Source organism: Pseudomonas sp. RIT623, assembly GCF_004519305.1.
In the GTDB taxonomy this organism is placed as follows: Bacteria; Pseudomonadota; Gammaproteobacteria; order Pseudomonadales; family Pseudomonadaceae; genus Aquipseudomonas.
This window is the reverse complement of record NZ_SOZA01000050.1, coordinates 20,671-31,078: the sequence shown is the minus strand read 5'-3', so window position 1 is coordinate 31,078 and position 10,408 is coordinate 20,671. Positions and strand designations below refer to the sequence as shown.

The 10,408-nt window shown below is 65.0% G+C and carries 14 protein-coding genes; 5 read left to right on the top strand and 9 right to left on the bottom strand.

The genetic code is table 11. From position 1 onward, the window contains the following. Position 1: 1 nt before the first annotated feature. From E3U47_RS23040 to E3U47_RS23030, 3 genes are all read right to left on the bottom strand, one after another. The gene (locus E3U47_RS23040) at positions 2 to 721 is read right to left on the bottom strand and encodes a thioesterase II family protein (RefSeq protein ID WP_134693885.1); all 720 of its coding nucleotides are present in this window, start codon (positions 719 to 721) and stop codon (positions 2 to 4) included. Between the two features lie 4 nt (positions 722 to 725). After that, positions 726 to 941 (bottom strand): MbtH family protein, encoded by a 216-nt coding sequence (locus tag E3U47_RS23035; protein ID WP_134693884.1) that lies wholly within the window; start codon positions 939 to 941, stop codon positions 726 to 728. An 80-nt stretch (positions 942 to 1,021) separates the two neighbouring features. Next, the gene (locus tag E3U47_RS23030; protein WP_134693883.1) at positions 1,022 to 1,270 is read right to left on the bottom strand and encodes a helix-hairpin-helix domain-containing protein; all 249 of its coding nucleotides are present in this window, start codon (positions 1,268 to 1,270) and stop codon (positions 1,022 to 1,024) included. A gap of 88 nt (positions 1,271 to 1,358) precedes the next feature. Between E3U47_RS23030 and E3U47_RS23025 the strand changes: the two genes are divergently transcribed. Then, positions 1,359 to 1,976 (top strand): LysE family translocator, encoded by a 618-nt coding sequence (locus E3U47_RS23025; RefSeq protein WP_134693882.1) that lies wholly within the window; start codon positions 1,359 to 1,361, stop codon positions 1,974 to 1,976. Positions 1,977 to 1,979: 3 nt separating this feature from the next. Here the strand turns inward: E3U47_RS23025 and E3U47_RS23020 are convergent, their stop codons facing one another. Together E3U47_RS23020 and E3U47_RS23015 are read right to left on the bottom strand one after the other, a co-directional pair. After that, positions 1,980 to 2,375, bottom strand: a complete 396-nt coding sequence (locus E3U47_RS23020) for a hypothetical protein (RefSeq protein WP_134693881.1) — start codon at positions 2,373 to 2,375, stop codon at positions 1,980 to 1,982. Between the two features lie 194 nt (positions 2,376 to 2,569). Then, positions 2,570 to 3,271, bottom strand: coding sequence for an NUDIX domain-containing protein (locus E3U47_RS23015; protein WP_134693880.1), 702 nt, complete (start codon positions 3,269 to 3,271; stop codon positions 2,570 to 2,572). A 143-nt stretch (positions 3,272 to 3,414) separates the two neighbouring features. Here E3U47_RS23015 and E3U47_RS23010 point away from each other — a divergent pair, with 143 nt between their 5' ends. Next, a complete protein-coding gene (locus tag E3U47_RS23010; RefSeq protein WP_134693879.1) occupies positions 3,415 to 4,065 on the top strand; it encodes a nicotinamidase in 651 nt (216 codons plus the stop codon). Beyond that, positions 4,062 to 5,261 carry a nicotinate phosphoribosyltransferase gene (gene pncB, locus E3U47_RS23005; RefSeq protein ID WP_134693878.1) on the top strand — a complete coding sequence of 400 codons (1,200 nt, stop codon included), beginning with the start codon at positions 4,062 to 4,064 and terminating at the stop codon, positions 5,259 to 5,261. The genes E3U47_RS23010 and pncB overlap by 4 nt, the downstream gene beginning before the upstream one ends. Before the next feature lie 86 nt (positions 5,262 to 5,347). Here pncB and E3U47_RS25310 read toward each other — a convergent pair whose 3' ends face one another. Continuing rightward, positions 5,348 to 5,848, bottom strand: coding sequence for a hypothetical protein (locus tag E3U47_RS25310; RefSeq protein WP_256660331.1), 501 nt, complete (start codon positions 5,846 to 5,848; stop codon positions 5,348 to 5,350). Positions 5,849 to 5,880: 32 nt separating this feature from the next. On the opposite strand from E3U47_RS25310, the gene ppnN reads away from it, so the two are divergent. Together ppnN and E3U47_RS22990 are read left to right on the top strand one after the other, a co-directional pair. Next, positions 5,881 to 7,254: a nucleotide 5'-monophosphate nucleosidase PpnN gene (ppnN, locus tag E3U47_RS22995; RefSeq protein WP_134693877.1), complete on the top strand. Its 1,374-nt coding sequence runs from the start codon at positions 5,881 to 5,883 to the stop codon at positions 7,252 to 7,254. Positions 7,255 to 7,496: 242 nt separating this feature from the next. Continuing rightward, positions 7,497 to 8,147, top strand: coding sequence for a TIGR04211 family SH3 domain-containing protein (locus E3U47_RS22990; RefSeq protein ID WP_134693876.1), 651 nt, complete (start codon positions 7,497 to 7,499; stop codon positions 8,145 to 8,147). 89 nt (positions 8,148 to 8,236) lie between these two features. Here E3U47_RS22990 and E3U47_RS22985 read toward each other — a convergent pair whose 3' ends face one another. The 3 genes from E3U47_RS22985 to E3U47_RS22975 all read right to left on the bottom strand — a co-directional run bounded on the left by E3U47_RS22985 (position 8,237) and on the right by E3U47_RS22975 (position 10,389). Continuing rightward, positions 8,237 to 9,172 carry a 5'-nucleotidase gene (locus E3U47_RS22985; protein WP_134693875.1) on the bottom strand — a complete coding sequence of 312 codons (936 nt, stop codon included), beginning with the start codon at positions 9,170 to 9,172 and terminating at the stop codon, positions 8,237 to 8,239. 31 nt (positions 9,173 to 9,203) lie between these two features. Continuing rightward, positions 9,204 to 9,902: an MOSC domain-containing protein gene (locus tag E3U47_RS22980; protein WP_134693874.1), complete on the bottom strand. Its 699-nt coding sequence runs from the start codon at positions 9,900 to 9,902 to the stop codon at positions 9,204 to 9,206. A 217-nt stretch (positions 9,903 to 10,119) separates the two neighbouring features. Then, the gene (locus E3U47_RS22975) at positions 10,120 to 10,389 is read right to left on the bottom strand and encodes a hypothetical protein (protein ID WP_134693873.1); all 270 of its coding nucleotides are present in this window, start codon (positions 10,387 to 10,389) and stop codon (positions 10,120 to 10,122) included. Positions 10,390 to 10,408: the final 19 nt, after the last annotated feature.

Genomic DNA, 10,408 nt, shown 5'->3' with positions numbered 1-10,408 from the left:
ATCAAGCAGAAAGCCGCAGCGGCTCCAAAGTACGAATGAGCGCTTCAAGCACCCGATCCTCATGCTCATGAATGAAGAAATGCCCCCCGGGAAACTTGGCCAGCGAATACTCACCCACCGTCTCTCGCCGCCACGCCTGCAACTGCTCGTCACTGGCCCGATCATCCACGCCAGCGAACACATGCAGCGGACAACTCAAAGGCGCCCGCTGCCGATAGGCGTAACGCCCACAGAGCAGAAAGTCAGCCTGCACGATCGGCAAGGTCAAACTCATCAGTTCTTCGTTGCCCAAAGCCTCCTCCGGCGTCCCGCCCAGCTTGCGCAGCTCGGCGATCAGCTCGGCATCACCGCGCGGCTCGGTCCAGCGGGGGCTGTCGTAATCCTCGCGGCGGGTGGGCGCGGCAGTGCCACAGGCAAGCAACGCCACCGGCGCCGGACAGCCCAACGCACGTAACTCGTGAGCCAACTCGAACGCCACCAGCGCCCCCAGGCTATGCCCAAGCAACGCATAAGGCGCATGAGTCGCCAGCCGCTGCTCGGCAGCCAGCTGCCGGGCCAACGCCTGCAGGTCGGTGTGCAAGGACTCGGCCATGCGCGCACCGCGCCCGGGCAATTCCAGCGGACGCACCTGCAGCCAAGCTGGCAACTTGCGCCGCCAGCGGCTGTAGACCATGGCACTGGCGCCAGAGTACGGCAGGCACAGCAGGTTCAGTGCCGACACGGCCCTACTGCGCCGCGGCCATCTGCTGGCGCAGGCTCAGCGGACGCATGTCGGTCCACACCTCGTCGATGTAAGCCAGGCAGTCCTTCTTCAGGCCGCTCTTGCCCACCGCGCGCCAGCCGTTGGGAATGGCCTTGTAGTCCGGCCAGATCGAATACTGCTCTTCATGGTTGACCACTACCTGGAACTGGATATCGTCGCGGTCGAAAACGGAAGTCATTGCCTATCTCCTTGATGATGAGGGCCGAACGCGCCTGGCGCAGGGCGGCTTTCAAGGGAACGAACAACAACAAGGGAAAATTAGCCAGGCGCGCGGGTCGACTCGCGCGCCCGGGCGATGGCCGCCTGGATCGCCGCCCGGGCCTGGGGGCTATTCTTCCAGCAACTGCTGCCCACCAGGCTCGCCGCCGCAGCGACGATCTGCAGGGCATCGGCCTCGGCCAACTGCGCCAGCGAGTCGAACCCCAGCTGCTCCAGGCGCTGAACCACGGTAGGGCCCACGCCCTTGACCGCCAGCAACTGCGCCCGCTCATCCGCGCAAAACGCCATCTCCACCTCCTTGTGCCCTTGCCACTTTGCAAGTGCCGCGGATGATGGCATATATCCCTCTCTGCCCCCACCCTCCAGGAGATTCCCCATGCTCGGCGTGACCGACTACGGCGCTTTCGTGATCGCGTTCCTCATCCTCCTGGCAATCCCGGGCCCCGGCAACTTCGCCCTGATCACCGCCACCGGCAAGGGCGGCATCAAAGGTGGCCTGGCCGCCACCTGCGGGGTGATCCTCGGCGACCAAGTGCTGATGTGGCTGGCGGTGGCCGGCGTCGCCGCCCTGCTGGCCGCCTACCCGGCCGCCTTCCACGTGGTGCAATGGGCCGGCGCGGCCTACCTGGCCTGGCTCGGTCTGCGCATGATCCTGAGCAAGCCCGGCGCGGCGCCACGCGACAGCGGCATGGCCAGTGGCCGTTACCTGCGCCAGACCATGATGATCACCCTGCTCAATCCCAAGGCGATCATGTTCTACATGGCATTCTTCCCGCTGTTCATCGACCCGGTGCGCCACCAGGGCATGCTGACCTTCGCCTTCATGGCCCTGACCGTGGCCGGGCTGACCCTGCTTTATGGGCTGGTGGCCGTGCTGCTCACCCATCACCTGGCCGAACGCATGCGCGCCAGCCCACGGGTGACGCATGCGCTCGAACGCCTGGCCGGGGCATGCCTGCTGGGTTTTGGCATCAAGCTGGCGGCGATGCGCTGAGGTTCAGGCGTCGCGCAGCAGATCGTGGGCATCGAGCAGACGGAAGGCCACCTGCGGGTTACGCTCGAGGCCGCGGCGGATGGCGGCCGGGATCGCTTGGCGGGTCTTGCGGCACAGGCCCGGCTGCTGCTCCAGCTCGATGGCGATGCCACGCATGGTGCGCACTTCGTTGAGACCGGGGCTGATGTTCACGCGGATACCTAATTGCGCGTAGAGGCGCGCTTGCAGGTGGTACAGGTCGTCGAGGTCCTTGAGGTTTTCCAGGCGAGCGACCAGGCGTTTTTCTTCCTCGCGGGTAAGCAGCAGGATGCGCCGCTGCGGGCCATCGGCCAGGCGTTCGCGCCCGCAGTCACAGGCGCCTGGCGGGCATGGGTGGCGTAGAGGGGGCTGGCTGGTCATGGTGCAAGGATAGCTGCAAGGATCTTCTGTCGCCTAGACGACGCACCCGTGGGAGCCAGCCACTGCTGCGCCAGCAAGCTGGCTCCTACCGGTCAGGCAGGTCGCAATCAGTATAGGAGCCGGCTTGCCGGCGAACACCGGCACGGCCGGTGCCAAGCACCGCGGCGTCCGCTTCGCCAGCAAGTGACGGCGCCCTAGCCGCCCGCCAACAAACTACGGTCGAACATGAATGCCCCCGTCCCCTGCGGCGTATGACGGTACAACTGCTGCGGCCGCCCCAGCCTGGGCTGATGCTTCTCCCCGGTGTCCTCCACCCAGCCCGCCGCTCTCATCCGCTCCAGGCGTTTGCGCAGCGAGGTGCCGTTGACCGCCTGCCCCAGGCACGCCTGCGCCGCGGCCAGGGCATCCAGCACGGTAAAGCGCGCCGGCACCAGGTACAGCGGCAGGTTGCTGTACACGGTCTTGGCCGCCAAGCGCTCACAAGCGCGCTCGACCAGCAGGCGATGGTCGAACGGCAACAGCCGCTTGCGGGTCAGCAGCTCGTCCAGGTCGACGAAGGCCAGTTGCGTCTCGTCGACCTGCCCATCGGGATCGAGCAGCGCCAGGTAGTAGGTGCTCAACGACCAGCCCCGCGGGTCGCGAAAGGCATTGCCCTCGGTCCCGACCTGCTCCAGATGCCGCGGCACTACCCGCGCCTTTTCCACCAAGGCCCGCGCGGCGGCGGCGTCCAGGCTGTTGTCCGGAGTACGCCCATTGACAATCACCCCCGGCAAGGCCCACTGCCCAGCATGTGGCTCGCGCTCGCGCAAGTGCAGCAGCACCTGCAGGCGCTGGGTTTGCGGGGACAGGCGCAACGCGACGATATCCACGCTGGCCAGGACTTCTGCACTACTCACACACTCACTCCATTCCGAGGTGCCACTATATTCCACCAGGGCGATTAAATAGATCAAGGATTAAATCCATAAGAAAAGGCCACTTGACACACTTAATTTACCAGGTGGATTATATGGCCAAGCCAGCTAGGGAGAGATACCAGATGAAAATCGCCAGCTTCGACGTCGACGCCCAGAACGGCTTCACCACCAACGCGCCCCACGAACTGCCGGTGCCCGGCGGCGAGCAGATCGCCCCGGCGCTCAACGCCATGGCCCGCCGCGCCTCGCTGCGCCTGGGCAGCAAGGATGCCCACCCGGCCAACGCCGCCTGGGTAGTGGCCGACGCCGGGCAAATGCTGCAACCGCTGGCCCTGGCCAACGCCGACCTGACCTGGGTCAGCCACTGCGTCCCCGGCACTCCGGGCTTCGAGCTGCTGCCCGGCCTGCCCGCCCCCATCGACTACGACTACTTCGTGTGGAAAGGCGTCGAACCCGACCTGCACCCCTACGGCGCCTGCTACCACGACCTCGGCGAACGCCGCTCCACCGGCGTCATCGAATACCTCAAGGTGCAACAGGCGCAGGCGATCATCGTCGGCGGCCTGGCCCTGGACTACTGCGTGCGCACCACGGCCCTGCAACTGCGCCGCGCCGGGTTCGAGGTGCTGTTGTACCTGCCGGCCTGCCGCGCACTGAGCGCCGAGGGCGCCGAGCAGGCCTGCGCACAGATGGCCGGCGTCGGCATCCACCTGTGTCCCGATGAACCGGCGCTGGACCGCCAACTGGCGCAACTCAAGGAGCAACGCCCATGAGCGATAGCGTTTTCGGCCCGCGGATCATCCAGAACCTGCTGGACACCGACTTCTACAAGATCACCATGATGCAGGCGGTACTGCACAACTACCCCAACGCCGAGGTGGAATGGGAGTTGCGCTGCCGCAACAACGAGGACCTGGCGCCCTACCTGGCCGAAATCCGCTACCAGGTCGAACAGTTGGCCGATGTCTCGGTGACCCACGACCAGCTGGCTTACCTGGAAAAGATCCCGTTCATCAAGCCGGACTTCATCCGCTTCCTCAGCCTGTTCCGCTTCAACCTGCGCTACGTGCAGGTAGGCCTGGACGATGCCGGGCAACTGGCGATCCGCATCCGCGGCCCATGGCTGCATGTGATCCTGTTCGAGATCCCGCTGCTGGCGATCATCAGCGAGGTGCGCAACCGCTATCGTTATCGCGAGGTAGTGATCGAACAGGTCGGCGAGCGCCTGTACCAGAAGCTCGACTGGCTCAGGGCGCAGGCCAGCGACGACGAACTGGCAGGCCTGCAACTGGCCGACTTCGGCACTCGTCGGCGCTTCTCGTACCGGGTGCAGGAAGAGGTGGTGCACATCCTCAAGCGCGACTTCCCAGGCAAGTTCGTCGGCACCAGCAACCTGCACCTGGCCCGCGAGTACCAGGTCAAGCCGATCGGCACCATGGCCCACGAATGGTTCATGGCCCACCAGCAACTCGGCCCACGGCTGCTCGACAGCCAGGCCGCCGCGCTGGAATGCTGGGTACGTGAGTACCGTGGCCAATTGGGTATCGCCCTGACCGACTGCATCGGCATGGATGCCTTCATGAGAGACTTCGACCTGTACTTCGCCAAGCTGTTCGACGGCCTGCGCCACGACTCGGGCGAGCCGCTGGCCTGGGCCGAGAAGGCCATAGCCCACTACCAGCGCCTGGGCATCGACCCCAGGAGCAAGACCCTGATCTTCTCCGACGGCCTGGACTTCCAGAAGATGCTCGAGCTGTACCGTGCGCTGAACGGCCGTATCCATGTCAGCTTCGGCATCGGCACCCACCTCACCTGCGATATCCCCGGCGTCGCGCCGATGAACATCGTGATCAAGATGACCGCGTGCAACGGCGCGCCAGTGGCGAAGATCTCCGACAGCCCAGGCAAGACCCAGTGCCGGGACGAGAACTTCGTGGCATACCTGCGGCATGTGTTCCAGGTCGCCTGAGCGCGAAACCCGTCACATGCATGCCGCTCGATCAAGCTACTCCCGGGCCCTGGCGCGCGTGTCACGCGCTAGGGCCATGTCGACAGTCACCACTGGCCGCTGGCCAGGCAACCAACGATTTCCCAACCGCTGTATTCCCACCAGGAATAGCGCTCATCGGAGCAGCTTCTGGCGAGGCTGGCCAGCTGAACTTGCTGGGTTGCTTGCGTGGTGACGAAGGGCGTCTCAAGCGAGGCGGTAACCTGATTGGCGCTTTGCGGCGCGGTGATCGGGGCCGGGTGCACGGAAGCGTTCGCAACAGTGACGCTGAAGGTGAGCGCTGCGGATACGGCCAGGGCAGTCATGGACTTTTTCATGTTGGAAATCCTTTCAGTGATCTGACAGGTACAGACATTGGCTTGGCCTGCCAAGATCGCAACAGGCCAGGCTATCGACAAAGCTACCACCGCCGGGCTTGCGGCACAGTCGCTCAACTGTGCTATTGACAGGCCCTTGCCCAGGGCATGCATTCGCACCGCCCGTCGCCGCCAAGGTTTTTCACCCGCCCCCTCGTTGCCACGCACGTTTGCTTGTATGGTGTTGTCCAAGAAGGATGTTTTACCCGCACAGGAAAGACCAGATGCCCCAACGCAATGTCATCAACGCCTCCGTCAGCCCCAAGGGCAGCCTGGAGACGCTGTCGCAACGTGAAGTCCAGCAACTGAGTGAAGTCGGTACCGGCAGCCTCTACACCCTGTTCCGCCAGTGCGCCCTGGCCATCCTCAACACCGGCGCCCATGTCGACAACGCCAAGACCATCCTCGAGGCCTACCAGGACTTCGAGGTGCGCATCCACCAGCAGGACCGCGGCGTGCGCCTGGAGCTGCTCAACGCCCCGGCTGACGCCTTCGTCGATGGCGAGATGATCGCCAGCACCCGCGAGATGCTGTTCAGCGCCCTGCGCGACATCGTCTACACCGAGAGCGAACTGGCCAGCCAGCGCATCGACCTGGAAAGCTCCCAGGGCATCACCGACTACGTCTTCCACCTGCTGCGCAACGCCCGCACCCTGCGCCCCGGCGTCGAGCCGAAAATGGTCGTGTGCTGGGGCGGCCACTCGATCAGCAGCGAGGAATACCAGTACACCAAGAAGGTCGGCCACGAGCTGGGCCTGCGCAAGCTGGACGTCTGCACCGGCTGCGGCCCGGGGGTGATGAAGGGCCCGATGAAGGGCGCCACCATCGCCCACGCCAAGCAGCGCATGCACGGCAGCCGCTACCTGGGCCTGACCGAGCCGGGCATCATCGCCGCCGAGGCGCCCAACCCGATCGTCAACGAACTGGTGATCCTGCCGGACATCGAGAAGCGCCTGGAGGCCTTCGTCCGCGTCGGCCACGGCATCATCATCTTCCCCGGCGGCGCCGGCACGGCGGAGGAATTCCTCTACCTGCTGGGCATCCTCATGCACCCGGACAACCAGGACCTGCCGTTCCCGGTGATCCTCACCGGGCCACGCAGCGCCGAGCCGTTCCTGCTGCAACTGCATGCCTTCGTCGGCGCGACCCTGGGCGAGGCGGCGCAGCGGCATTACCAGATCATCATCGACGACCCGGCCGAAGTGGCCCGGCATATGGTCGAGGGGCTCAAGGCAGTCAAGCAGTTCCGCCGCGAGCGCAACGACGCCTTCCACTTCAACTGGCTGCTGAAGATCGACGGCGGCTTCCAGCACCCGTTCGACCCGACCCACCAGAACATGGCCGACCTGGCCCTGCGTCGCGACCTGCCGCCCCATGAGCTGGCGGCCAACCTGCGCCGGGCGTTTTCCGGGATTGTCGCCGGCAACGTCAAGGACAAGGGCATCCGCCTGATCGAGGAACACGGGCCGTACCAGATCCGCGGCGACGCGGCGATCCTCGACCCGCTGGGGCGGCTGTTGCAGGCGTTCGTCGACCAGCACCGGATGAAATTGCCGGGTGGCGCGGCGTATGTGCCGTGCTATCAAGTGGTTACCTGATAGCTTCGCCGGCAAGGCCGGCTCCTACCCTGATCGCATGTAGGAGCCGGCCTTGCCGGCGAACAGCCCGCTGAATCGCCATCAATACGCCATTAGCTTTTGCAATATCCTGCAGACATTTCCCACTCCGGGCGGTGAACCTGCCTACAAAAAAACGGTCTTTCGCTGACGGTCAATTCACCCGACCGGATCAGCGGCCCAGTCATCGGGCCTTCATTCGTCCTGTTTCAGCGAAGACCAGCATGCCAGACATCCAGCCAGCCTCCCCTGCCCTCACCGCCCTGCGCGGCGGCCTGATCACCGCCCTGATCACCCTCGCCGCCCCGGCCCATGCCGAGGATCCGGCCAGCGACGCACGCTGGGTCAGCGACAGCCTGAGCACCTACGTGCGCAGCGGCCCCACCGATGGCCATCGTATCGTCGGCACGCTCAAGTCAGGGCAGAAGGTGACGCTGGTGAGCAGCCAGGGCAATTACAGCCAGGTGCGTGGCCAGAGCGGCGACCTGGTGTGGATCCTCAACAGCGACTTGCAGGCCGTGCCCGGCCAGAACGAGCGCCTGCCGCAGCTCGACGCCCAGGTGGCCGAGCTGTCCGGCCAGCTCAAGACCATCGACGACAGCTGGAAGAACCGCGTGCAGGGCATGCAGGAAACCCTGGATTCGCGCAAGGCGCTGATCGACGAGCTGGAAACCCGCAACAAGGCCCTGAACGAACAGCTCGAGCAGAGCCAGTCGACGTTGCGCGACACCCAGGCGCGCCTGGGCGACGAGAACAAGCAGGTGATGATGCGCTACATGGTTTATGGCGGCAGCATCGCTGGCGCCGGGCTGTTGGCCGGGCTGATCCTGCCGGCGCTGACCCGCGGGCGCAAGCGTAACGACCGCTGGTTCTGATGCCCCTGTTCATGGCAGCGGCTGTGCCGGTGTTCGCCGGCAAGGCCGGCTCCTACCTCGACCGCCCGACGCAAGCTTCGCGACCAGGTTCAAGCAGGGCGGTTGCTTACACCGAACGGGATATGCACCGAAGGCGCCACGGTGCGGGTGCTCTTCAGGTGTCCGGACTGGTCGTCGAAGAAGATGTGCGGCTTGAGCACCTGCAACACCCGGCGCTTTTCGATGCCACCCAGGAAGAAGGCATCGTTGGCCATCACTCCCCAGCTCTTCAGGGTATTCAGCGCGCGCTCGTGGGACGGTGCGTTGCGCGCGGTGACGATCGATACTCGCAAGCGGTTTTCGTAGCCGGGGTGCTCCAGCTTGTACTGTTCCTCTGCCGCCTGGATCCGCGCGATACGCACGAAAAATTCCTTCAGCGGCCCGGGGTTGTGCGGCTGGGCGACGTTGATCACCTCGTGGGCATGGAAGCTGCCCAGCCCGCCCGATTGCATCACCGCCTCCGACTCATCACCGGCCAGCACGCCGTCGAAGTCGAAGGCGATGCGCAGGTTGTCGTCGCTCTCGTCATCGTCGAACTGCGAATCAAGCACCTGGCCGGCCGGGTGACCAGCCTTGATCGCCGCGTCCACATGCTGCTTGTCGGCGGACAGGAACAGGGCGATGTTCAGTGCGGGGATATATTCGTAGGGTGAACGGCCCTGGGTGAAGATCGCCCGGGTCATGTTCAGGCCGTAGTGCTCGATGGTCTTCATCACCCGCATGCCGGTGTCCGGGTCGTTCTGCGACAGCAGCACCACTTCCACCAGCGGGTCCTCGGGGTCCTCGCGCAGGTCGTTCAACGCCAGCAGGCGCTTGATGAAGGGATAGGCGATACCCTTGCCCAGCGGCACTTCCAGATGTTGCTCCTGGTACTTGCGGTATTGCGCTTCACCGTCGCGGCGAAATACCGCGTCCGACTCGCTGAGGTCGAACACCGCGCTCGAGGCCACGCCAATCACCAGGCGGTCGTCCAGTTCGAAGGGCATGCACGCTCCTTGTCTTGTAAAAGTGCAACCGTCAGCCTTTGCTGCGGCCTTCCAGCCGCGAAGCCCAGTCCTCGACCTCGCGCTGCTCCAGGCGTTTTTCCAAGGTCCGGCGCCAGTTCGGCACCAGTGGTAGCGCCAGGCATTCGCGCAACAGTTCCGGCTCCAGGCGCTTGTCGAACAGCACCGCCGAAAGCCGCGCCACCGACCATTGTCCATACGGGCGCTCAACCAGTTCCAGGGCATCGCCCGCCGCTACCTCGCCTTCTTCGAGCACCCGGTAGTACCAGCCTGTGCGTCCGCTCTGCTGCACCCGCAGGGCCATCTGCGCCACGTCGAAACGGTCGTTGAGCTTCCAGCACGGCATGCGCCCCTGGGAGATTTCCAGCAACGCGGTGCCGACCCGAATGCGGTCGCCCAGGCAGACATCCGACTCACGCCAGCCGCTGCTGCTGAAGTTCTCGCCGAAGGCGCCTGGCTGCTCCAGCAACGGGTGCGCGCCGAGCTCGGTGGCCCAGTCTGCGTAGTGGTCACGGGGGTAGTGATGAATCGCCTTCTCGACGCCGCCGTGCACGCGCAGGTCGCCCTGCTCGTCACCGGCCAGGCCGAGGAAGGTCACCTGCAAGCGACCTGCACGTGGCTGTTTGTCGATGGCGCTGTGCGAGCCTGGACGGGTAAAGGGCCGGGCACTGCCGGTGAGCAGGCTGTCGAGGCGTGAACTGGACGGGAGCATGCGGCGGTCTCGTGCAAAGGACCGGGCGAGCTTACACCAGAGCGACCACGCGCCCAAGACAGATACGCAACTGGTAGGAGCGGCCTTGTGCCGCGAAAGGGCCGCGCAGCGGCCCCAACTATTGGGCCGTGACGCTGAGACCCTGGGGCTGCTTTGCAGCCCTTTCGCGGCACAAGGCCGCGCCTACAGAAAGGCAGCGAAAGGTAGTTGCCGGCCGCTACTTGCCTCGGGCCTTGTTGTAGATGGTCTTGGCCTGCTCGGTCGAGGTCACGCACTTGCCCATGTCGCCCTTGTCCTGGGCGTCCTTGGCGGCCTTCAGGTGCTCCTTGTAGTCGTGGGCCATGCCGCCATGCAACCCGGGACCATCGGTCTTGAGAATGTTGTCCAGCTCGGCGATTCTCGCATCGCAGTTGGTCTTGGCGCTGTCTTCGGCATGGGCGGCAACGCTGAGCACCGAAGCGATCACTAGCAGTGTCATGGATTTCATGGAGCGTTCTCCTGGGAAA